This is a genomic window from Rhodococcus sp. 5G237 (assembly GCF_053764735.1).
On record NZ_JBSNCD010000003.1, the window covers coordinates 205453 to 229821 of the forward strand.

The 24369-nt window shown below is 63.9% G+C and carries 14 protein-coding genes; 2 read left to right on the forward strand and 12 right to left on the reverse strand.

All coding sequences use genetic code 11. The features are described from left to right. The first annotated feature begins 3 nt into the window (after window positions 1-3). A complete protein-coding gene (locus tag ACWPOC_RS07645; protein ID WP_455408328.1) occupies window positions 4-2094 on the forward strand; it encodes a DEAD/DEAH box helicase in 2091 nt (696 codons plus the stop codon). A 318-nt stretch (window positions 2095-2412) separates the two neighbouring features. Beyond that, window positions 2413-3771, forward strand: a complete 1359-nt coding sequence (locus ACWPOC_RS07650; protein WP_455408329.1) for a hypothetical protein — start codon at window positions 2413-2415, stop codon at window positions 3769-3771. Between the two features lie 135 nt (window positions 3772-3906). Here the strand turns inward: ACWPOC_RS07650 and ACWPOC_RS07655 are convergent, their stop codons facing one another. The 12 genes from ACWPOC_RS07655 to ACWPOC_RS07710 form a co-directional block, all read right to left on the reverse strand. Continuing rightward, window positions 3907-4848 carry an HNH endonuclease gene (locus ACWPOC_RS07655; RefSeq protein ID WP_455408330.1) on the reverse strand — a complete coding sequence of 314 codons (942 nt, stop codon included), beginning with the start codon at window positions 4846-4848 and terminating at the stop codon, window positions 3907-3909. Window positions 4849-5123: 275 nt separating this feature from the next. Further along, a complete protein-coding gene (locus tag ACWPOC_RS07660) occupies window positions 5124-6812 on the reverse strand; it encodes a DUF262 domain-containing protein (protein ID WP_455408331.1) in 1689 nt (562 codons plus the stop codon). Window positions 6813-6946: 134 nt separating this feature from the next. Beyond that, window positions 6947-7177 carry a hypothetical protein gene (locus ACWPOC_RS07665; protein WP_455408332.1) on the reverse strand — a complete coding sequence of 77 codons (231 nt, stop codon included), beginning with the start codon at window positions 7175-7177 and terminating at the stop codon, window positions 6947-6949. 79 nt (window positions 7178-7256) lie between these two features. Continuing rightward, window positions 7257-7478, reverse strand: coding sequence for a PASTA domain-containing protein (locus tag ACWPOC_RS07670; RefSeq protein WP_120282009.1), 222 nt, complete (start codon window positions 7476-7478; stop codon window positions 7257-7259). Between the two features lie 443 nt (window positions 7479-7921). Next, window positions 7922-9085, reverse strand: coding sequence for a TRAFAC clade GTPase domain-containing protein (locus ACWPOC_RS07675; RefSeq protein WP_455408333.1), 1164 nt, complete (start codon window positions 9083-9085; stop codon window positions 7922-7924). Further along, a complete protein-coding gene (locus tag ACWPOC_RS07680) occupies window positions 9085-10101 on the reverse strand; it encodes a hypothetical protein (protein WP_455408334.1) in 1017 nt (338 codons plus the stop codon). Before ACWPOC_RS07680 ends, ACWPOC_RS07675 begins: the two co-directional genes overlap by 1 nt. Continuing rightward, window positions 10101-12830 carry a GAP1-N2 domain-containing protein gene (locus ACWPOC_RS07685; protein WP_455408335.1) on the reverse strand — a complete coding sequence of 910 codons (2730 nt, stop codon included), beginning with the start codon at window positions 12828-12830 and terminating at the stop codon, window positions 10101-10103. The genes ACWPOC_RS07680 and ACWPOC_RS07685 overlap by 1 nt, the downstream gene beginning before the upstream one ends. Before the next feature lies 1 nt (window position 12831). After that, window positions 12832-14844 (reverse strand): hypothetical protein, encoded by a 2013-nt coding sequence (locus ACWPOC_RS07690; protein WP_455408336.1) that lies wholly within the window; start codon window positions 14842-14844, stop codon window positions 12832-12834. A 14-nt stretch (window positions 14845-14858) separates the two neighbouring features. Then, complete coding sequence (locus ACWPOC_RS07695) at window positions 14859-17588, reverse strand: magnesium transporter (RefSeq protein ID WP_455408337.1); 2730 nt, start codon at window positions 17586-17588, stop codon at window positions 14859-14861. 1 nt (window position 17589) lies between these two features. Continuing rightward, entirely contained in the window at window positions 17590-21165 is a 3576-nt protein-coding gene (locus tag ACWPOC_RS07700) for a tubulin-like doman-containing protein (protein ID WP_455408338.1), read from the reverse strand. 42 nt (window positions 21166-21207) lie between these two features. Then, window positions 21208-23955, reverse strand: a complete 2748-nt coding sequence (locus ACWPOC_RS07705; RefSeq protein ID WP_455408339.1) for a vWA domain-containing protein — start codon at window positions 23953-23955, stop codon at window positions 21208-21210. Then, window positions 23952-24299, reverse strand: coding sequence for a hypothetical protein (locus tag ACWPOC_RS07710; RefSeq protein WP_455408340.1), 348 nt, complete (start codon window positions 24297-24299; stop codon window positions 23952-23954). Before ACWPOC_RS07710 ends, ACWPOC_RS07705 begins: the two co-directional genes overlap by 4 nt. Window positions 24300-24369 lie beyond the last annotated feature (70 nt).

Consider the following 24369-nt stretch of genomic DNA (forward strand, 5'->3'; position numbering starts at 1 on the left):
CGCATGGCCGGCTTCGACCTGCTCGATCCGGTGCTGCAGCACCACATCGTCAACTCCCTCGGCTGGCCCGGTCTACGACCGCTACAGGACGAGTCGGTCGCGCCGATCACCGCCGGATCGGATGCGATCCTCCTCGCGCCGACTGCAGGCGGCAAGACCGAAGCAGCAATGTTCCCATTGCTGACACGCATGCAGGCCGAACGGTGGACCGGTATCTCCGTGCTGTACATCTGCCCGCTCAAGGCGCTACTGAACAACCTGCAACCGCGGCTAGCGGACTATGCGGCATGGCTCGGTCGCGACGCGATGACGTGGCACGGCGACGTCGGTCAATCCGTCCGTGGTCGCATCAAACGCGATCGACCCGACATTCTGCTCACTACCCCCGAATCACTCGAGTCCATGCTCGTCTCCGAAAGCGTAGATGCAGCAGAACTGCTCGGCGGCGTACGAGCGGTGGTCGTCGACGAGGTACACGCATTCGCCGGTGACGATCGCGGTTGGCACCTACTGGCAGTGCTGGCGCGACTCGAAACCTTGCTCGGACGACGTGTGCAACGGGTAGGTATGTCCGCGACCGTCGGCAACCCGGACGCGTTGCTCGGTTGGCTGCAGGGCGGCACAGCGGCTCCCGGCCTCGTCATCTCCCCCACAGTGTCAGGCGCGGCGCTACTTCCCGAGATCACCGTCGACTCTGTAGGCGGCATCGAGAACGCTTCGAAGGTGATTGCCGCGTTGCACACCGGAGAGAAGCGACTGGTCTTCGTCGACTCGCGCAGGCTCGCCGAGGAGCTGGGAACCCAGCTGCGTCGACGGGGCATCACCACCTTCATCTCTCATTCATCGCTGTCGGCCGCGGAGCGGCGTGAGTCCGAGGAGGCATTCGCCGAGGCCCGTGATTGCGTCATCGTTGCCACTTCCACCCTCGAACTCGGAATCGACGTCGGCGACCTCGACCGCGTGATCCAGATCAACGCGCCTCGCACCGTGTCGTCCTTCCTGCAACGTCTCGGTCGCACAGGCCGCCGCCCGGGTACCACCCGCAACTGTTTGTTCCTTGCTCTCACCGATCAGGCAGTACTCGACACGCTCGGCATGTTGCAGTGCTGGTCTCGCGGGTGGGTCGAACCGGTATTACCGACCCCGCAACCTCGGCATATCGCCGCCCAACAGTTGTTGGCCGCAGCGTTGCAGACTCGTCGCGTACCACTCGTAGGGTGGCAACAGGCGTGGGGAACTCTCCCCCTCTTCGACAGCGACGGGCAGGAAATTCTCGACCATCTCCTTGCGGAGGGATTCCTCGAACACGATGCCGGCAGCGCATTCATCGGGCCGGAAGCCGAAAAACACTTCGGGCGGCGGCATTTCATGGAACTACTCGCGGTGTTCACCGCCGCTCCGGAGTTCATAGTATGGGCAGGTAGACAGGAGATCGGCTCGGTAGAGACCAGTGTGCTCACCGACGATGTCGAGGGTCCGCGCATCCTGTTGCTCGGCGGGAGGTCGTGGAAGGTCACCCACATCGATTGGAAGCGACGGCACGTGTTCGTCGAGTCCACCCACATCCAAGGTCGCGCCAAGTGGAGTTCGCTGCCCGACGGCGCATCGTTCGAGATCGCGCGCGGCATTCGCGATGTACTGCTTGGTGCAATGCCCTCCGGCGTGACGTTGACGCGACGCGCCGTCGCAACGTTGGAGGATCAGCGGTTGCAGCGTTCCGGTCATGTCACCGACGGCGCGCTCGTCATCACACGAGACGATCGGGACGACTGGCGATGGTGGACGTGGGCCGGGTCGAATGCCAACCGCACCCTCGCGGCGTGGGCTCCGGACTTGGTTCCGCCGCGGCAACGGATCGGCGCTGAGTCGCTGCGATTGCACGCGGATTTGTCGGTCGCTGATATCCGTGACGGACTAGCCGCACTACGTGCTGGGAGTTCGAGACAACTTCCAGCTGTAGATGCCAGCGCACTGCGGGGATTGAAGTTCTCGGCAGCGTTACCCGAGCACCTTGCACGTGCCACCCTGGCCATCCGCGCCACAGACGCGACCGGGGCAGACACTGTAATCGGCGAGAAGACGCAAATCGGATGACCACCGCATCCACCATCGAATGGAGCAGCTGGTTTCCACTGCTGGGTATCTCCCGCAAGACCTCTGTTCCTCGGCTCCCAGGCGTGTACCCTGTTCGCCACAAGAGCTTCGATGGTCTTGCGAGACCAGGCTCACGTAGGCGGCATGGGTTCACTGGCTAGACGCCCGGACGACGCACAGAAGGCGCAGCGCCCACGTCGTTCGACGGTAAGAAGGTGGTGCGCGATGCGTCGCCGCACGCGCAGCCACCTGTGCCCCACACTCCTTCCACAGTTGCCACCCGTCCGGAACCGGTACCGGTCGTATATTGTCCTGATCATGACTGTCATACGGGTCAAGAATTCCGCCCAAGAACTGCAAGAATCAATCAAGCCGTTCTTTAAAGCGCTTCACGTATTCATTGAATCCATTCAGTCCGTACGCGAATTGAATGGATTCATCGACACGAACGAACACGCACTGATCGGCGTTGAGGACCAGTTTATCGCCGAGTCCAGAATTAGATTTCCAAGCACTCCCGTAGAATTCCACCGAAAGGTCGCCACATTAATCCAATCAAAAGTTAGCGAGTTTTCGGCGGTCGCAAAAAATATGGAGGATACTGGTTCGACCCGAGAAGAAGTTGATGACTATCGTCGAAAAGCGGGTGATTTGTTAGACCGCGAGGTTAATTCGTTGACCGAAAGTCGCAAACGCTCCGCGCAATACGCAAAGATTTGGAATGCAGTTAGCACCCGTAAAAGCGGCGCCCATATACTGCGGGCTTCACTACTGATCAGCGTCGTAAGCGAATTTGAGGTATTGGTCTCCGCAGTCGTTCGCGCAGCAATTTCATCACAACCGGCGATACTTAGGTCAAGCGGACAACAGTACACGATGCAAGATATCGACAGTTACGAATCTCTGGAGGACTTCCGCAGAGCCTGTGGCGAAAAACTTGCCGACGAACTGTTGTTTGGCGGATTTGATAAATGGATGAACTGGTTTAGCAAGCAGGGGGTGAGAATTGAGGGTGTATCCGAAACCAATCCAGAGCTAGTGGAAGTATTCCAACGGCGCCACCTGCTCGTACACACCGGCGGCGTAGTGAATTCCATTTATCTGAACAAGACCAAAGGAATAACAAGCCTGGAGAAGGTGGGTGACACGCTACGAATTAACTCATCCTACCTACGCAACGCCACGGGCGCTCTACTAAAAGCGGGGATAATGCTCACCGTCGGCGCCACTCAGAAGTTTACAGGCAAACACGATCCAGATTCTTTGATCGAGAAAGAATCAGAATCAGCAACTTTCCAACTGCTCCTAAGGGGCGAGCATTCCGTAGTCGAATCATTAAATTCATGGATTCTAACCTTCGCGCAAGATCCACATATACGTACAATGTTGAAGGCAAACCTCTGGCTCACGAGAAAGCGACTGCAAGGGATTGACGCGATACGATCGGAAATTGAGGCATGGGATACAGCGGGCGGAAAAAAGTATTACGAGCTGATGAGGCTTTCGCTACTAGAAAGAACTGAAGAGGCGAGGCTACTTGCAATTAGCCTCTTAGAGAAGGGTGACCTTGACGAAGACGATTGGCAACATTGGCCAGTATTCGAGGTAGCGCGCGAATCATTTCCCAATTCGGAAGATGAAACGATCGAGGCTAACCTCTGGTCCTTTGACCGGTAACCAAACTCCTCGACGCGACCGTAAGATCCCAGATTCAAGGCATGGTCAACCGCCACAGTTGCCGCGATAATTATTGAGGATGCGTGTTATCGATGCCGGCGTCAACTAATGACGCGATGCGCCATCAGCTGATCCTTACCTGGCACCTGATGGCGCGATATCTCGTACATCGCGGGTACCGACGGCGCGGGCACACGCGTCAATCCGACACGAAATCTTGGTCCGATGCCAACCAAGATAGCGACGGTTGGGCAGATCCGCATTGCTCGGAAGAATCAATTTGTCCGCTAATGGAGGCTTCCCGAACGCTCGACGTAATGGATCGTCTTCTTCCAAAGCACGCTCCAGGTCTTGTGCATAAGTGATAGACAGGTCTTCGGCGACGGTGATCAATCCGGTGTCGAAAGCGACGTCGTGGGTGGGGCAGGCAGCCAGCCCGTTCAAATGGTCGAGCCTTTCCTTGTTCGAACTGTCACGCCACGGCTTGATATGACTGGCCGTCAGCATTCTCGGCCGACGTCGACCACCGACGACGCTGCTCATCCCACAAAAAACGCACCGATTGCCGTGGTTGCTCATCACAGCTCTTGCGAAGCGGTGTTGTCCGATTCGCACCGTTGAAGTGAGTAAGCGCGGCGTTACTTCGATCGGGACGTCCGTGCGGTCACGTGCCCATTTCTCGATCGTCCCTTCCAACTCCGACTCGATCTCACTGGGAACGAGTTCCTCCTGACCTGCAAGCCAGAGAGTTCCTCCGTGCTCCAGCTCTAGGAAATCCGGCAACGAATCACGATCGATACCTTCCGCCCGAGCCGCTCGCAGAATTCGAAGATAGACATCCTGCAACAGCGCGCTGTCGGCACTCATTCGGGCCGAGACTTCGAGTTCATGTCGGCCACCATTGCTACGCGTCCCGTCGAGGTTCGCCATCTTTGCCAGGATGCTCGTCGGGGGCCGTTTGTACAGTTCTGCAAGTTTTTGCACCGGGAAGCCCGCACGATGCGCGCTGCCACTACCGAACCGGCTGTGGTCGACAAGCAGTGAGGCACACAGGCAGAGGACGACTTCGCTCGGCACGAAGTTCACCTGCTTCTGCCTTGGCGTTACCGGCTGCCTGGCCAGAACTGAGCGCCATTCTATGCGGAGCGATTGGTCCGACGGCTCCAGAAAGTCACTGAGGCTGTGCATGCCCCGGCGATTCACCACTGTCCTACCTCCACATCCACACGCTCGTCCGTCGCGCAAACAAGATCGATGTTCGGCGCGAAGCGCACGCCCCGGGACCAAGAAAACTCAGTGGTCCCGAGGCGCTACCCCGATGAACGGACGATCCGATCGCCTGTCTGAGACGACTACCACAGTCCGCCTTCGAGCCTCCACTCCTTTGTCAGCAGACCAACCAGTTCTTCCTGACGCTCCTCGAGGATGTCGGCCGTCCACTTCTTCTGTTGCAGGACCTGAGTCGTGATCGCGAAGGATGCCACGCCGTACTTTGCCGTGAAGTACTGGGTCTTCTTGCGGTCGAAGTCGTAGTTCCCTGCCGAAGCATTCTTCGTCCGATTCAGCAGCACCAAGTTGCCGAGTCGATGAGTCCAGAACTCGCGCTGTGCAGGAGTGAACCATTTCATCCAATCCGACCCGACCTTCGGATTCTGCGGGAGCACATGCTCGACCGAGATGCGCGGGTGGTCGTACGACACTCCGGACGCATCCGACAACAACTCATCGAGCCGGAGAAGTACGTACTTCCGCACGGGAGCAACCTTGTAGATCTCGCCACGCAGGCGATCACCGGTTTCCTTGACCTCGTCGCCACTCAACTCGAACGCAGGCGAATCGAGACCGTGGCCGGCCGTAAGGTCTTTCAGCAACTGGATGTAGCGAGAGGCTCTGGGAGTCGCATACACGCGCCGGACGAGCATGCTTGCCGCGAGTCGCTCGAGGGAGCGGAAGAAGCTGTTGAGGAACTCCGGGTCATCACTCTTGTTTCTCAACGCCCACAGAGCAGGTGCACGCCAATCGCTGTTATCCAGCTGGTCCAGTCGCTTCAGCCAGCGGTTCACCTCCTCCGAACCCGACGAAGAGGTGTAGTTCTGATCCCGCAAGGTGCCGTATGCCTCGGCGTACGGCACTACGACAGAGTCGACAAACTCCGCTCCCTTGCCTGGAATGTATGAGGCGAGAACCGATTCCTCGAATTCCTTCAGCAACTCCTTCTTGGGACGTTCCTTGACGACAATCGTTCTGATGTGCAGGAAAAGATCAGCGAAGTCGTCTGTTCCCAGAGCCTCTTCAGCATCGTCCCACCGATCCGCATACTCGTCACGACGACTCTCGGCGACGTCGCCGACGACCCGTGCTTTGAAGATGTCCGCTGCCGACAGATCCAGACCACGAGAGTTCATGACGCTGAAAATCCTGTGTGCGCTCGCAAGGTCCGGAGTAGTGACCACCACGAGGAAGGTTCGGGCCGCAAGCATTTTCGTGAGTTGAAGCCGCCGCCCCTCGTCCCATTCGGATATCGTTCCGAACAGCGCGCGACCATTTCCATGGATGGCGCGCTGCGCGTCCGTCCTCAGATTTCCCGGCTTGACGTATTCAAGAAGCTTGATCCCGCTCGGTGACTGGACGTGCTCGGCGAAGAACTCGCGATCCCTGGCTCGAAGCGCCAACCGCGGTTTGCTTTCGAGGTCGAGCATCAGGCTTCCCTGCTCTTGCAGCATCGCATCGATCTGCTTCGCAAGTTCCGGGTTCGTCGTGGAGTCACGAAGCACCGCGAGCAGGATTGTCAAGGTCGTCAGACGTTGCTGACCATCGATGACTTCTGCGCGCGCCGCATTCGGCGATTTCACCAGAACGATCGATCCGAGGAAGTAAGGCTCGTCGCCGCCGCGATCCATCGCTTCCACAAGATCCTCGAGCAGCTGATCGGCCTGCTCGACCTGCCATGCATAAGGCCGCTGATACTCCGGAATATGGAAGTCGTAGTCGCCACAAAAGACCTTGTTCAGCGGCACTTCACGCGCCTCGAGCTGTTGCATGGCGTCCATCATGCAACATGCGCTGCGGACTCAATGATGCAGCCCCCCAAGGCCACAAAGACCAGCGGATCAGGTTCGGCACACAACAGCGATGGCGTGCTTCGAGCGATCCGCGATGAGGTACCTGAGGCCCATCAAGCAAATTGCCGTTTGAAGATCGCAAGGTAGAGCTGACCCTTCACATTCCCCGTGAGATTGCCCATCAAAGGAATGTTCTGGTAGCTGATCATTTCCCACCCCTGCGCCCCGAGACCGTTCAAGCGGTCGCTGAAGTTCTGCAGCGACTCTGCTTGCTTCTTCGGGTTCCACCGCTCGGTGACACTGATCGACTCGGTGAGATATTCCCACTTGACCAAAGGATGCACGTCCACTCCGTTGTTCTGGTATCCGAACCGGGGTCGTCACGGTCAGCGCGACCCCGGGGCTCATACATTCGATGTCGATTCAGCAGGGATTCGGCTCGGTCAGCTTCACAACCGAGAGCACCGCGTCACCTTCACCGATCGGAACCCCTACGCCCGGAGTCTGTCCGACCACGACCCAGTTCGCATCGAGTACCTGGTTCCGTCCCTTACCGGTCGCATCGGTACTACGCGAGTAGAAGACGCCGAGCTCCTGAATAAGGTTCTGCGCGTCCTGAAGATTCATGCACACCACGTTCGGCATGGGAACCGTCGTCGGGACAGGCGCAGCCGACGACGTGGTGGTTCTCGGCGCAGCCACAGGAGCAGGAGGCAGCTCGGTAGTGGAAGAACTCACGGGTGCTTTCGTCGTGGTCTCCGCCGACGTACGTGCCTGGGTCGTCGTAGACGGTTGAGACACCGACGATGTCACGGACGTCGAGGCCGATTCTGCCGTGGACCCGGAATCCGAACCGCAGGCCGACAGACCTGCCGCCAACCCCACAACCGTCAAGACGGCCCCTGCAGCACGAACAGAAGTACCGACACTCCACGACATGATCTATCTCCTTCTGAGAACCGGCACTTCGAAGCGGACAATGGAGAATCGTCGCGAGTAACTCTGTCGTTACACGTGATTCGGGATGGGAAACAGCCTTGTCGACCGCGCATGCTTTCCGAAGTCAGTCGGCCATCGCACGCGCTGTCTCACACCCACACTCCCCGCTGCGCGAGAATCCACCGCACCGGATCCAGGCACCGGAACGGCGAAATGCCGTTGTGATGCAGACGATCCCCCACCGGCGACTCGCCGAGAGCCGACACAGAGAAGAATCTGCTGTTCAGCGTCACTCCGGTATGCGGCTGATCCACCGACATCACCATCGACTTCGCTTCCAGTTTGTCCAGCAGGCTCCGGACCTCCTCGTGGAGGAGTCGCCCGTCCATCTCGTTGTACGGCGCGTACTGCAGACTCGGGTCGCGGGAGAACGCTGCACCCGGCTGTCCCATGATCTCACTCCAATCGCTGCCCTCCACGTTGTGGAGAGCTTGGAGCGCATCGAATTTGGACAGCACCACGGCAAGGTTCGGCGTGGAGTTCCCGATGATCGAGAGAACTGTGCGTAGCACCGAACGCGGGTCGCCGCCGACCCTCTCCTGCACCGGCACCAGGTCGTGCAGTTGCTGACGCACGGATTCGACCCGGAGCGGATCGAACATGAACACCACGCCGTCGGCTTGCGCGAAGAAGCGCATGTGCTGGACGTGGACGTTGTTCGGGTTCTCCAGGTCCTCCCCCGCCACGTCCCGCAGGATCAGGTACTGACGACGTCCGTTCCATACTCCGAGCGAGAAGATCAGCGGCTCGCGCTGATACTGGTTGCTCGTGTGCGCGGCGGGAGTCGGTTCGAGGATGCCGCGTTCTTCATAAAGCGGCTTCTCGTACAGCTCTCGATACACCATCTCCGTCTCGGACGTCGCCGGCTCCACGACGCAGTTCAGTCGCTCCCCGAGCAGCTGGAGCGCCTTGACGAGAACCGCAATGTAGACGGTCTTTCCGGTGGCACGCGCTCCGGCCATGGCGATACAGGTGGTCTGCGCACCCCGAAGTCCGACAGGTAGTCGGTAGTGGCAGGTCGGGCATGCCTCGACGGCCGACCCTCCGGCTTTCTCCTCCACCGTCTGGGCTTCGGGCCACCAGTCCTCCCCTGCTGCAGCGGGGCGGTCGAGGTAGACGACCTTCCCCGACCGGACGGGCGTCCCTTGATGAGCGGTGGCGATCTGGTCCGGCTCCGCCTCGGCGGGCGCAGTGGGCAACCAAGCAGTCCGGTCGGCCGGCAGGTCGGTGAAGCACCGTGGGCATTTCGTCATCAGAGGGCACCTTCCGTGTGCATGCCGGTGGCCAGTCCCGCCACCAGCGACTTCACGGTGCGGAACAGATCCTGCGGATCGTCCAGCCATCCGCGACTCGCGTGCGTCTCGGTCGCGGTCGATACGACCGTGCCGCCCGGTTCGAGCTCGTTCCGCGAGTCCTCTCCGGCCTGCAGGATGACGGGACGCCGGCGCACCCCCTCGACCGGCACCGCCGTGTGATCCGCCGGCACAGCGTCGGTCACCGTGAAGACAAGAGTGGATTCGGCGGGGTGCGACCGGTCGACGGTGGAGGACCGGAAACCGATACCCAGTCCGGCAGCGTCCAGCGCACCCTGCACGGTGTCGGCGGCGCGACGTAGTTCCTCGATCGGCAGGGGCGTCACTCTGTGTCCGATCAGGTTCACGTGCAGTTCCTCCCGACGTCCGACGACAGCAGCGATGCCGGTCAGAAGGTCGACGACGTCGCGTACGGTGCCGTTCTCGATGAGGGGAAGCATCGACATTGTGGTGTCGATGTCGACCTCGACCCGAACCTGCCTGGACTCCGGCAATCGGTCCACACCAAGCACTCCTCGGGCGGCCGAGCGCGCTCGCGCACCGAGTTCGTTCAGCGGGACGTCCACTGCGGTCTTGCGCGCGCGGACGACGAGCCGATCATCGACCGGGGTGATGGTGGCAAGTTCGACATGGTGCAGTCCCGACACGTCCAGGGGCGTGAGCTCGGCCCGATCCGGGTCGACGGCATTCGTCGTGTCCACTGCGACGATCGCCTGAAGCACTGTGCCCTGCGGGAATCCCGAGTCGCTCCCAGGGGTGGCAACCACGACGACATCCCTGTCGATCCGCGGCAACACCACGAAGCCGGGCTTCGGATGCAGCGCCGATGATAGGTCCTGGCCGTCCGCGGTCGTCGCACGAACGACTACCGGAACGTCGAGCGCTGTGACGGTGACGGCCAGCGGTTGCCGAGGCAACTCCACCCGCCCTGCACCGTCGAGTACGTAACCCGGCATCAGATCGATCCTCTCGGTCCGGAAATCACACGTTCGGCGTCCGCCAGCCGCTGGTCGAACCACCACACGACGAAGGCTTCGTAGGCTTCGCACACCCGGCTAGCATCGCGGCGACCGCGAGCTCGCAGTTCGGCGTGGATCGTCGTCATCACAGCCCCGGGCCCACGGAACCACGACGCGGGCAGCAGACGCGTCACCACCTCGTCGAGCAGTCCCTGCCGGCCACCGTCGGACTCGATCACGAGCCGACTCAGCAACTCGGTCTGCGCCGACAGTCCGCCCTCTCTCGGTGCTCTGGGCGAACTGAACACCGCATGCGTGAGCAGCCACTCGATTCCGATGACACCGGATTCGACGAGTTCGACGATCGACTCGATTGCATATCTCGCTTCGGTTGCAACAGCGTCGACGAGTGCGTCCTGGTGTGTCGCCGGCAGGTCGAGTTCCGCCCACGGATCTCGATGCGGTCGTGCAAGTGCTCCCAGGAGAAAGACGGCAAGCCGCGCGAGCACGTCGCTCGGAAGGTCGGCTGCGTAGTGTCGGGCGTAATCGATGAGTACCGGTAGTCCGTCCTGCTGCCAGGCACGATCGAACTCGGTTCCTCCGATGGTCGACCAACTCTCCTGCCAACGGATCGCGGCCCAGCTCTCCGCGAGGGCATCGAGGTGCCGATCCCCATGCCAGCGTCCCCTCAGCTCACCGCGACGAATTCGTATCAGGTGAGCGGCGACCGCTTCGACATCCGACGCCCATGCGTTGCACACGACCGCGTCCTGCAGATATCGCGGCGCGACCACCCGGGGGAATGCCTCGATTGCCTGACACCATTGAACGGCAGTCCACTTCTGGGCTGCGACCACCTCATCCAGGCTGTCGACACTCTCAGCACCGTCTTCGAGTTCGAAGAAAGCTCGCCACAACGCAACCGTCGCCAGATCGCTACGAACACGTCCACCGTCCGCGGTGAGCCCGAAGACACCTTCGGCAACAAGGACACTCACCGGGGACGCCACGACGGAGCTGTCCGCCACGAGCTCATCGAACGTCGGCCGCTCCCTCAGGCTGCTGGCGACCCATGCGAAGACCGAACGCTCCAAGCGGCGCCCCAGTGGTCGGGCGAGGAAGTCGGGATGCGTGACCACCGCCGGCTGCACGAAGTCGACACAGGTGGTCTCCCCCACCTCTCCGATCTCGGCGACCACCGCAGGTCCTGCCTTCGGATCGCACAGGGCGGGCACGACCGCGAGTTCGAGAATCTCGAAAACTCGATCCTCACTGCGTGCGGTGAGGAGTCCTGCGCGCACCACCACATCGATCGTGCGTAGCGCTTCCACAGCGATGTCGAGGCGATCGATTCCCACACCCACCTGGTGTCGGAGCCGGTCGATCGCGCGCTCTGCCGCGGTGACGAGTTCCGGTGCGCGATCGCAGTGATCGAAGAGTTCGCGGCGCACCGGGTCGGCACTCGCGATCCATCCGACCTCGTCGAATGCGCGATGCGCAAAGACCACGGCGGCGAGAGTGCACACCGCCGGTGCCAGGGTATCGTCGCGTGACCAGCGATCGAGTGCTCGAGCCGCGTCCTCGGTGCTGTCGCCGAGGTTGTGTTCCACAATATTGGCGATCAGTGCCGCCCATTCCGTACCTGCGACAGTCTCCGGACTGTGTTCCAACAGAATCGTCGTCGCTTCGTCGAGAGCGTCGTGGAGTTCGTCGTCCGACGCCACGGCCATCGCCAACGGCCACATCGGTGAGAGACCGTCGTCGCCTACTTCCGCTGCGATCGCGTCCTGACGGGTAAGCGCACGTCGTGCTGGGTCTTCCTCCACCAAGACCGTCTGGACGAGCAGCGACCAGGGAGTCACCGGCACGAGATCACCGTTGTCGACATAGTGCGGTTCGCCGTCGAGTTCACCGAGATCGGGAGATTCGTCTTCTCCGAATACGACGCATCCGGGTGTATCTCCGGGCAGGTCGTCGAGCGGCACTGCGATCAGGTGTGCGCCGCACGCGACAGCGTCGTCCACCGCATGGAGCCGATCGAAGGTCGACCATCCGAACCGCCGGCTGGTGCCGGGCGACATGAAGTGCGAGACCGATGCGATCCACAGCGCTGCTCTGTGCGGATCCCGACAACCGAGAACCACCGGCGGCCCGCCTTCGAGCGCTCGTGCCACCGCATCCAGAAGAACACTGAAGACACCGACGCGCCATGTGTCCGGATCGAGCAGGAAGTCCAACACGGCGCCGCGGGAGACGAGATCGCTCGGTTCCGGTTCGGTGGCACCGAGAGTTGCCGCAGCGACCTCGTCCGCACCGTAGGGCACGAGCCAACCCGACGAACCCCACCGCTCGATCGGACGACCATCGGTCGCCTTGACACCGACGCGATCGATGAGACAGTGCGCGAAGACGTTTCCGGGTCGTCCCGATGCATCCGCACCGGCCGGAACCGTGTGCCAGTACATACCGGTACGACCCGCTCCGGGCGCATACATCAACCGTCGTGGACGATTGCGAAGCTCCTCCGCATTCGGGAAACGAGGAATGGGAGGGACCGCGTCGAATCGCGTCACGATCCCCGCTCGCAACCATTCCTTCTCGTCCGCGTCGAGGTCGCCGGTGATGTCCTTGACCTGCCAGCCTCCAGCGGTCGCGGTACCCGGACGGTCGAAGGAGGTGTAGGTGAGCTGGCCGAACCTCGGGCGTTCGGCATCGTGGGCACTCACGTCACTCCAGCGGATCGTCGATCGGACGCCGGTCGATCAGATCGAGGTTGATCTGCTCCACCGGCGGGTCGAGCAACGCGATGGTGCGCGCCTTCTCGGGTCGCACATCCGCAAACACGCGCACGAATCCCCGGGCGTCGCTCACGTCGACCAACCACGGCTGAGACCACTCGCGGCGCAGACCGTTCGGATGGAAGCTCCGCGCTCCCGGTTGCGTGCCACTGCCCCCGCGGACCTCGAGCGGTTGACCATCCCGCGCGCTCAACGGCAGCCGCCTGAGATTGTGCACGATGAGGAAGGGTGGTGCGGTGGACAATTCGATCTCCGACGCCAACCGGATGGCCAGGACCAGGCCTCCACCCGGAGCAGGCCGGGATTCGATCGTGTACTGGATTCGCAACAGTCCCGGATAGTCGACGGTGGACGGCTTACCGACGATGCGTTCGCCCGCCGTGTAAGCGATGGCGACGACATGCACGGCGCACCCCTGCTCGGGAAGTTGGTCCCGCAGATGCAGCCCACCGTCCCGCTCGTATTGCGAACGGGAGATCTCCGCGACCGGTCGCTGCTCGATGGCGTGTTCGGCAGGCACCTGTGCCGCGCTCACGTAGACCGACACCGACGCGGCGCCGTCCGGCCACGGAAACGTCACCACCTGCTCGGCACACCGCTCGACGATGCGAACACCCTCGAGCGCCGGGAGCGGCCGGGTCGCGATGACGGTACGACCCACCTGCACCTGCCCGTCGAGAACGGTCACCGGAGTGAAGTAGGCACGCACCCACCCCCGCGGCCACGACACGTTGGCCATGCTGTGGCGGCCCTGCGAATCGATGACGACCGGGTGCACGAGCCGCGCGGACGCGGGAAGCCCACCGGAGACGTCCAGGGCACTCGCTTCCAGGAGTTCCCGGTCGATGCCCGCCTTCGGCGCGGTCTCCGTGCGGTACATGACCACGCTGCCGATGTCCGGAGGGGTCCACCCGAGGTCGAAATGGAGACCGTCCTCGTGTTCGTGAGTGGTGACCTGCAGATCGGTGACCGGTTCGAGGACGGCGGAGACGAGCACCTCGGCCTGCGCCGCCGGCGACAGGCGCGTCTGACCGTCCACCTCGATCTCGCAGATCGCGCGGTACAAGTAGCGGTGGCCGCGCAGTGCATCGCGGTCGACGAATCCACCGAAGTTCGGTTGATCGGCAAGGATCCGGTAGCGGGGGTCGTTCGTGACGGGCGAGCGACCGTCGAGTGGGATCCGGAGGACTCGGACGCGGGAAACCCCCGGCCACACCGACCACTGGCCGATCACCGCACCGTCGTCTTCGATGACGACGAAATCCTGGACGGCACTCAGGACGTGTCCTTCGGCGATGAGCACCGGCTGGCGTTCCGCGGCATCGCGCTCGTTGCTGCCGATGTGCGCCCACACCTGCAGGTGGCGCACCGCTGCTGCAGCAGGTTCGACATCGACGATCATCGACCCACGGGTGACGCCGACGAGTCGACCTGCCTCGGGCTTGTAGGCCCGATGGGTCTCCCCGGACACCACTCGATACAGCACCGTCTGTCCGGACCGCCCGGGCAGCGGTGTCCATTCGACGCGGTGCCCACCTCGCGGTTCAGCGGTGATGGTGAGCGGACCGACCTCGTACTCCGACTCGCCGTGCAGATACTCGCAGAAGTCCTCGGTTCCGAGGTCGACCAGGAATTCGCTGCCCGGAAGCGGCTCGACCGGTTCGACCACCGGCTCCGGTTCGGACTCCCGCGTCGCGGAGGTCGTCTCGGACGGAGCTGTGTCGGGGCTCTGCGCGGTGGCCGAAGTGAGCGCTTCGACGAGACCCTCGACGAGAGGCTTCGCGTGGCGAGGGAGCATCGACTCGATCTCGGCGACCGTGCGCCGATTGGTCCGAACGATCTGCTGCAGATGGGTGTCCTTGATCAGTCCCGGCCGCAGTCGACCCTTGTCGATCTCGGTCTGCCGCCACTGCTGCAGCGCTTCGATGACACCTTCCGACACGGAAATCCTCGCTCTCAGAAGTTGATGCCGTCGACGGCAGGCGCGATGTACGAAGTTCGACCCGACTTGTCGGCGGGCGATTCCTCGCGCTGCGCGGGACGCAGATCGATATCGGGGATCTCGTGGATCTCCTCTGTCCGGACATGCTTCGACGTCGGTCGGGCGAGATCCTCGGCGGAGACACCCTCGGTGAACTGGGTGGTGACCGCGACGAGTCCGCAACCGACCCGTGTCCGCGAGTAGAGCTCACCGGCCACTGCCGAGGCACCACGCATCGTCGCAGTGTCGGTGAAGGCCGCGCGGTCGAGGAAGCCACCCTCGGTCGGCACCCCTACCCCGGCGAGGAAGTCGTCGATACCGGAGCGATGGACGGTGCCGTCGATGCGGTATTCGATGACGTCGAGAAGGTCGCGAGCCAGTTCGGTGCGAGGACCGGTGAGTTCGTTCATCGCTCGCTGCCAGAGCACCGCCGCACCGGTGGACTGCACCCGGCCGCGGTAGAACATGAGCGACCATTCGTCGAGGGGAGAGCCGGAGCCGGCACCGGCCTTGGTGGTCAGCAGGCTCGGGTCGCGGGTGATGTCGTGTGCTACCCCGCCGAGAGCCACACCGGCTCCTGCTGAGACCGTGTCCCACGGTTCGGTGAGCCATCCGACGGTGAACAGATCCTGCCGCAACTGATCGGCAACGCGAGCGATCTTGTCGTCGTCGGGGCTGCCGGATCCAATGGCACTGTGGCGCGGCAGACCCCAGTCGATCCGCCTGCGGGCGGTCAGGACGTGCTTCGGCACACCGAGGGGTCGGGCCAGGAAGGCCCCGAGCGCGCGACTCCACGACAGGTACTGCCGGTAGGCTCCGGTCAGAACCTCGATCTCACGCAGAGCCGCACGAAGATTCACTCGGTCGGCTTCGTTGGCGGCGGTGATGGCTTCCCTGCTTGCCAGCAGATCCTCGAGGTACTGCTGCGCCTTCTGGCAGATGAGCGTGACAGCGATGGCCCACCCGAGGACACACAGCGCGATGATCGGGCCGCCCGCCCACCAGGAGATGAACTCCTTCCACGCGAGGACACCCGCTACAACACCAAGCACGACCGCGATCAACGTTGCGATGCGCACGCGCCAGAACATTCGTCTCTGAACCTCGGCGCTCTCCTCTGCGGGGTCCCGCAGAGCTTCGACACCCTTGATCCGCTCGAGCAGAGTGCCCGCCTCGGTGATGTCCGCGCTGAGCCGGCTGGTGAGAATCGAGCCGAAGGACACCGCGAAACTGTGGCGCCGCTCGGCGGCCCACGTCTGGATTGCTGCGCCGGTGCGGCGCGCGTCGAGACCGATCACCGGATCCTGTTCGAGACCACGCAGTGTGGTGCGAAGCTCCTCGACACCGAGGAGGTCGGGGGCCTCGGCCACGTGCAGCTGCGTCGTGGCGGAGACGACGCCGGGAATGTCGGTGAAGTCGTCGTCAGGGCCTGGGACGATGTCCGCTGCCGACCGCAGGACGGCACGGTGCGCACCCACCTGGATCGGGGGCAGACCCGCCGATCGTTCACTGGCGTCGGCGAGTGTCAGCGCACCACGGGCGTAGTCCCGCCACAGGGCCGACAGGTCGGGCGCCGCCACTTGCGGCGTGCCCTTCACCTCGTCGAGTGCCGCGCCGAGCTGGCGCGAGGCCGCTTCGTACTCGGTCCACGACACGCGTTGTCCGTCCGCGTCGACGCCGCCCACAAGGACCCGGTATGCACCGGGCGTCGATCCGAACAGTGCTCGTTGCGCGGCGGAGGCCACGGACGTGGAGGCTCGATGAATTGCCCGCGTGATGAGGATGGACGGAGCATTCTTCAGCACCGCGAGAAGAAAACGTCCGGTCATCCGCACCGCGTCCATGAAGGTGATGGTCCGGACATCCCGCTTCGAAGGCGCGCTCCTTCGCGGGCTGGTCAACAGATGACCGTGTTTGACCCACACAGCATGTGCCATCTGCCGGGTCGCTGCCGGCACATCGTCGGCGTAGAGCACCGCGGTGCCCGCGTCGCGCGGAAGCGGAAGTTGCCCGTCGAACTCCAGCAGTTCGGAATGCAACCGGTGTTCGGCATGCGACGTGTCGAGGCGGCGATAGAACGACCGCACTACACGCAGCGAATTGCCCGGTAGGACGGGAGCATCATCGAACGGGGTGTGCTTGATGTCCGTCCACAATCCGGTGATGCCGGCGATCACCGGTGCGGCCTGGCGGCCCACATCCACCGGATCGTGCGTCGCCCTCAGCGACTCGTGGCCCATACCCGGTCCACGTGAATCCTCGGGTGCGACAAGCAGGTTGTGCCACCCGGCCAGAGCGGGGATCGCGGAAGCAGACTGCTCGTCGGCGGGGCGACGCAGCAGAACCCGCAGACGCACGCACCGCGCGCCTCCCGAGTTCGACGACAGCAGCTCGGCGAGCATCGTCTCGGTGCCCAGACGTACCGGTACAGCGCCCGGCCCACTCGGCACCAGGACGCACAGGCGAACCAGGTCGTAGTGGCGTGACGCCAAGACGTCCTGAAGGGTGACCGACCGGGAGATTCCTCGCTCGGTCTCCACGGCCGGCACCCGGGTTCTGGCGTCACCGATCTCGGCGTCGTCCACCCACACGAACGAACCCACGAGCTCCGCTGTCGAGAGGTCGCGCAGGACGTCCCGAACGCCGGCGGCCGGACCGGCAGAACCGACGAAGACCGTCAGAACGCTCTTGCTCTCCGTCGCCATCTCAGAACTGCCCCATGTCCGGGATCCGGAAGGTCTGCGCCGAGGTGGTCGCGGTGCTCACGGCGGGAGTGACCGTGTCGACGTGCTCGGGCTGCTCGGCGCGAGTCTTGCACTCCTCAACCAATGCGATGAGTTCGCCTGTCGCCCAGTACACATCGGCGGCGATGTCGCGGTAGATCGGGGTCTGGGACGCCTGCTCGCGCACCGTGATGGTCGAGAAGACGCCTCCGCCGGGCGCTCCCTCCCGACCCGGTGCCAGATAGTGCTGGCCGGTCAGATCACGGACCTTCGTCAACCAGGCGATCGCGTTCTTCGCGCGCGCATCGATCGAGACACCCGCGCCGGTGTCGGCGACCTGGGACTGCCAGCCGGTTCCCGTATCGCCGGTGCGCAGCCAGTCGGTGAGCACGGACTTGGCCGACACCTCGAGGATGCCGCTCGCCGGCTTCTCCGCCGACGCGTCGTAGATTCCTCGCAGCGCGCGGTAGGGAGCCATCGACGACATGACGGGCGACTCGTGCGAGCGAGCCATCGCGATCAACACCGATTCCATGATGGCGGGAAGCCAGTCGTTGTTCGCGAGGAAGCGTGCAGGCGGGGTGAGCAGCGGGTTCGGGAAGTCCACCCAACTCGACGTGGCGCCGTCCCACACGCGGACCGGCTCGTCGTAGGGCTCGGAGGGCAGACGCAGTCGACCCGTCACCAGACCGAGGAACCACCCGGCGGTCATCGCGCGCCGTTCGCTCTCATGCATCGGCAATGATGCGGCGAGCGGACGCGCACGACGCCACTGCCAGAACGCTTCCTGCTGCGCCGGAGTGGAGTCCGCCCACTGCTTCGCGGCCGGAGCGAGCACGGAATCGTATGCCAGCGGGGAGTAGTTCGGATACGACCCAAAGATGTCGATGCGAGTGAGCTTGTCCTCTTCGGACAACAATCGGACGAACTCCGACCGGGTCTCGTGATCGATCATCGGGTTCTTCTGCAACACCTGCGACAGAGCATCCGCCACAGGGAGATTGAGGAACGGGATCGACGTGAACTTGTAGCGGTACTCGATCTGCTGACCGGGATGCAGCGCCTCGAGGGCCTGCTGGTTCACACTCGCCAACGGTCGAGCGAGCGAGAGCGCCTCGACGAACTTGGAGCGAAGACGCTCGCGTCGCTCGTCGAGTGCGTACTCGGGCACCGAGATGTCCTCGATGTACTCACGCAGGGAGACCCGGCAGAACCTGTCGAACGACTCCCCCGTCCTGGCCACGAATTGCCGTGCGCGTTCGAGCAGTTCGGCCGGTCGCACGTGCACGTCGAACCGCGCGGCGGAGGGCACGAGAGCTTCACGGGTACCGGGATCGAACGGAAAGGCACGGGTGCGCCATGCCGAGGTGCGTTCGAGCAGCGGGTGCTCCTCCCCCGGCGGCCGGCTGCCGTCGATTGTGGTCCAGATACCGGTGACCACCTCGGCGACCGCGCGATTGACGGCCTCCTCGAACGGCGGAGTGCCCAGACTGTCCGACGCCACTGCGAGCGGAAGGTCGGACCGGTACTGGTCCATGAAGTCGGCCGACGGAGTGAGCATCACTTCGTTGTTGGCCTCGGCGAAACGCTTCGGGACGCGATCGCTCTTGTCGGCCGGCCAGGCACCGTACTGGTCCGTGGCAAGGCGGGCGAGGCCGACGTCGCTTGCCGGCTTGCTCCGCGCCTTGCGCAGCGCCGTCTGGGACTCGTTGAGGGCGTCGAGCAGCGGCTTGAGGATTTCCGGCACGAGTGCGGCCGCGACCTCGGAGACCTTGCCGGACAACGATGCGTACAGCTGGCGGTAGACATTGTTGCTGCAGCTGGAGATCACCCGCTCGAGGAGGTCGGCGTCGCTCTCGATGTTACCCTTGAGCGCGGAGAGCATCTGCAGGGTGTCGGCGGACTGGACGGTGATGTCCTCGGGCGCGTGGCGCGAGAGTTCCTCGGCACCGGCCCGGATCTGGTCCTTCACCAGGATCGACAGCCTGTTGACCACTGCCGTCGCGTAGGGCAGTCCGAGGTCGGCAACCGCCTTGGCCACCTGCTGCTCGATGCGCTGCGCCAGTCCTCGGTGCCACTGGAAGGCGTGACCGAGCGCATGCTGTTCGGCCGAGTTCACCAGTGCCTGACGACGCGCCGCGAGTGCTCGCCGGACCTCGGGAACCCACTGCGACGCGCTCAGGCCACTGCCCGAAGGGAGGTAGGCACGCAGCTCGGTCTCCACGATCTGACGCGCCATCCGCTGGGCTTCCGCCGACGGAAGAACGCTGTCGGTCAACCACGGTCCGACACCGACCTGCGCTCCGGCGGGATTGTTCTGCATGACCGGCAGTCCCATGTTCGTCAGCAGTGTCTGCCACTGGCTGTCGAGGATCGCGTTGACCTGGTCCTCGTCGGAGGCAACGCTGGCCGCGTTGCGGTGGCCGTCGAGCAGGCGATCCACGGTGCTGCGTGCCAGTCGCTGAGCGGAGTACTCGGCGTAGCGGTCGCGTCCCATGCTCAGGCTGGAGAACCCGTAGGTTCCCCACGGCAGGTTGTCCCACTGCCCGCCCCAGCCGATGTTCTCGCGCTGGCCGGACAGACCCGCGCCGTTTGTCAGGTCGTACTGCACGAACTGGCGGGTCGCGGCGCCACTCATCATCATGCCCGCGAGACCACGTGCAAGCCCGCGGTAGATCGCCTTCTGCGAGCCGTCACCGAAGGGCGCCCCCTCGACGCCCACGCGGCGACCGACCGGGAACACACGGGCGAAAGGCACCTTCTCACCTTCACCGGCCTGCTGACCGAGGGCCCGCAGGATCTCGACGTCGTGCTCGCGCGCGGAGCCGAGCTGGCTGGCGACGATCTCGCCGAGCATCGCGAGCGCGTTCGCGCGCACACCGGTCGTCGCGCTGCGACCGAGGCCGTCGAAGATGTCGGGAGCCACCATGAACACGCCCATCAGGCGCGGGTCGAGCTTGGGAATGAGGGTGAGCAGTCGGCAGATGTCCAGTGCCATCGATGCTCCGGCACCACCGGCCATCGACGAGACGACCAGGACGATCGGCGACTCCTCCTGCTCGAAGCTTCCGCCACCGGGGATCTTCATGGCAGACATTTCGGTCGCCGTCTGCACCGTGAACAGCTGGTCCCACGCCTGCTGCAGCGTGTCGCGGATGCCGCCGGCCTTGCTCAGGGTGATCATGCGACCAAGTGCCCGATACTGACCGGCGCCCGAGCCGATCGGCACCGTCACCGCGGAAGGGTCGCGGGGTGCCCAGGTCGCGATCTCGTGGAGGCTGTTCCGTGCGCCCAATTGATTGCTCAGCGCATTGTCGAGCACGGCATACGAGTCGCCCTGCGGGCCGCTACCGAAGTAGTAGCCGCCCTGGTCGCGCACGTTGCCCAGACCGTCCGGGCCGGCCTCTGGGGCGGTGGGCACGTCGACGCTGACGAACTGCCAGCCGCCCGGGATCTTGTCGATGCCCACGGCAGCGAGATCGGACCGGAGCTGGTCCATCATGTACGCGAGGGTGACGGCACCGGATCCGCCGCAGCCAACTACCAGAAATCGCCTCATTGCGGTCCTTCCGAATCGAGATAGAGAGTTGTTGCGCGGCCGTCAGGAACCGGGCGGACGGAACGGGTCGAAGGGTTGTCCCGGCGGTGTCGAGCCGGGACCGGTCGGCGGTTGACCCCCGAAGCCGGGACCACCGGTGAACGGCGGCGGAGCACCGAAGGTCGGAGCCGAAGGTGTCCCCGGTGCGGCGAACGGATCGAACGACGACGGAGCGCCTGCCGTCGCCGGCTGAGGCGAAGTCGGGTTCTGCGGTGTGTTGCTGTCGGAACCCTGTGCGCGGGCCCGCAGGTCGTCGATGATCCGCGGTGCTCGCCGACCTGCCTCGTCCACGAGTCCCCGCACGCGCTCGTTCGACGCATTGGCTCCGACGAGCAGGAGCAGGACCGCCTCGTCGACAGGTCCCTTCGGGTCGTGGAGCAGCACCCAGTTGTTGTGCACGGCGAGAGGCAGACGTGCCTGGCCGGTGCTGCGATCGGTAGCGGGAGTCGCACCCGAAGCGCCGAGCATCCCGTCCGCACGGACGAGGACGTAACCGGCGCCGACGGGCGACATCCCCATCTTGGCTTCGAGGCGAGCTCCGTCGACGTCGAGGTTCCGAGCCGGTTTGTCGAGGTTGCGGACGATCTCTCGCAGGTCGTTGTCGTTGAGTGTGAACGGTCGACCGTCACGCAACAGCCCACCGTCGGACACTCGCACGAGGAAGCTCTGCGACTTGAGGGTTTCGGCCGGGATGCGAGACGCCCACCACTTGAGCGCATACAGGATGGCGAAGGGGATTCCGACACCCAGGAGGAACACCGCCAGGAAGCTCAGCAGGAATCGTGTGGTGTCGAGCGGCTTGAGCAGATCCGCCGTGAACGGAACGTCGACGGGCATCGCGCGATCGGGCTCGCCTTCAGGGGCGATCATCAGACGGACCGCACCATTGAAGGCACCGTTACCCGCTTCGGGGACAGCGAGTTCGAGGGGCAGGGTGCCGCTCGTCCCTTCCTCGATGGTGAGGCAGTTCTCCGGCGAAGCTGCTCCGCCGACGGTGAGTGCGGCATCGCCGACACCGTCCGGAATTGCGTCGACACGGACGGGCGAGGCAGGGTCGACCCACACGCACCCAGGCCCCTGGATCACGAGCTCGCCGGGGAAGGTACCGGAACCTTCCACCTGCCCGAAGTCGATCCGGCCGGGCACCGTGGGGTAGCCGATCGGCGGAGCCAGGTTCAGCGGCACGTCCACGTACTGCGGCGTGAGGTCGGTGCCGGGAGCGATCACGGAGCCCGACTCGTCGGTGGCGTCCGCCGTGGTCACTTCGAGGACGAGACGCAGTGTCGCCTCACCGGGCGCGACGTTCGTCAGGTCCAGCTCGATCGGTTCACCGATCGCGTCCTTGGACACCCCGGACGCCAACGTGTGATCCACCTGCGCCGCGTCGGTGAGCGACACGCCCAGGTACGCGGATCCGAGAAGTTCGGACGGGTCGATCTCCTGACGGTCGGAATCGACGATTCCCAGTCGGACCGCGGACGTAACCTCACCGGCGTGGATGGCGGTGACGTCCTGACCGAGCAGCGCCGGGAACAGGTTTCCGGATATGTGGATGTTCGACTTGGAGCGGGCAGCCGGCTCGGACCCGTCGGGGTCGACGAAGACGAGAGCCCACATGCCTTGCCACTCGCCGGCGGCGTTCCCCGGCTGCTCCATCGTGAACGACACCGAGCGATCGGAGAGCCAGCGGTAATCGACCGCGACGCCGTCGACCGACGAACTCGACTCTGCCGAGGTGTAGGCCATGGGGAGCTCTTCGCCACTCGGGTTGACGAGCGTCGGTACCAGACCTTCGGCATCGGCGAATCCGAGAACCGTGACGGACCCGATCGAGTCGTCGAGCACGAAGCGGTGCTGCGCCTCCTCGCACACCTCGTAGGCGCAGACACCCGTCTCGTTCTCGAGCGGAGCCTGACCGGGACTGCTGAACGCGTCGAAGGCGAACAGCAGATCGTCGATGTTCTGCGCGAGGTAGAAGTCGCCCGGCGTGGGTTCGGTGCGCGCACCACACGCTTGACCTGCCACAGGCTCACCTGTCGCGATGGAGCGCATCAGATCGAAGTCGGCGGCCTGCGCGGTGCCGTTGGCGAGGCCCACCGCGAATGTCGCGATACCGGACGACCGCAACTGGTCGGCGACGCCTGCGGGTCGGCAGATCGACTCGCGTGCCGCGCCAACGACCTGAGTGACACCTTCGTCAGTGGACAGCGAAAGACCCGGCGCATAGGGCTTTTCCCCATCGCGAGCGGTGAAGTCGAGTTTGCCGTCGGAGAACCACGCGATGGCCTGGCACGACGTGGAGCCTCCGGACGAGTGCTCCGCCAGAGCGCCTCGGGCGCCGTCGAGCGCGAGCCAGTAGTCGGTGTCGAGTCCGGATGTCCGGGAGCGGAACGCATCGACCTCGGATTGCAGTCCGCCCAGCGTTCCGGGCTCCAGACGGGTCCACGGCGCATGCATCGTGAACTCGGACGAGAAGCCCGCCACGGCAACATCGAGCGCGACACCTGCGGACGCACCGAAGGAAGCAAGCTGGCCGAGAAGATAATTCGCGGCTTCGACGCGGGCGGCATCGGGGTCCGACTGCTGCAGACTGCCCGATTCGTCGATCATCAGGAGCAGGTCGCCCTCTCGCTGCGACGCCAAGCAGCCACCGAAGTCGGCCACCGCGGTCTCACGGGGTTGGCCGGACGCCGTCGGCGCGATCAGCAGGCAGCCGAGGAGAACGATGATGACGGTTGCAAGCTTCTTCACAGTCGACCGAACCAATCCGCAATCTGCCATGCGCCGAGGAGCACTCCCGCCGCCGCGCATGCGACGGTTACCCAATAGATGACCTGTGCCGCTTTCGACGGCTGATAGACCGGAAAGGCACGTTGCTTCGTGTCCGCGATCATGTACGTGGCGAGGAGGAGAGCGGCGATCGGTCCGGCAAGGGCCCAGCCTGCGACAGCGAAACCCGCGGAGCCGAGCGTGAGTGCGATGATCGCCAGAACCAAGCCCATGACGGCGACCGCGCACGCCGCGACGACACGCCCGACGGGAGTCTTGCCCTGCGAGAATCCGGACGAACGCACCGGTTGTTCGGAAGCGAACACATCGGTGGACGCGAATGCCGGCGAGGACGCTCCCGGCCCGAACGGATCCGGGTGGGAGCCGAAGGTCGGA

Coding starts and splice junctions, on each gene's coding strand:
- ACWPOC_RS07645 (WP_455408328.1), top strand. CDS start 4: ATGGCCGGCTTCGACCTGCTCGATCCGGTGCTGCAGCACCACATCGTC.
- ACWPOC_RS07650 (WP_455408329.1), top strand. CDS start 2,413: ATGACTGTCATACGGGTCAAGAATTCCGCCCAAGAACTGCAAGAATCA.
- ACWPOC_RS07660 (WP_455408331.1), bottom strand. CDS start 6,812: ATGCAACAGCTCGAGGCGCGTGAAGTGCCGCTGAACAAGGTCTTTTGT.
- ACWPOC_RS07670 (WP_120282009.1), bottom strand. CDS start 7,478: ATGCCGAACGTGGTGTGCATGAATCTTCAGGACGCGCAGAACCTTATT.
- ACWPOC_RS07675 (WP_455408333.1), bottom strand. CDS start 9,085: ATGACGAAATGCCCACGGTGCTTCACCGACCTGCCGGCCGACCGGACT.
- ACWPOC_RS07680 (WP_455408334.1), bottom strand. CDS start 10,101: ATGCCGGGTTACGTACTCGACGGTGCAGGGCGGGTGGAGTTGCCTCGG.
- ACWPOC_RS07695 (WP_455408337.1), bottom strand. CDS start 17,588: ATGGCGACGGAGAGCAAGAGCGTTCTGACGGTCTTCGTCGGTTCTGCC.
- ACWPOC_RS07700 (WP_455408338.1), bottom strand. CDS start 21,165: ATGAGGCGATTTCTGGTAGTTGGCTGCGGCGGATCCGGTGCCGTCACC.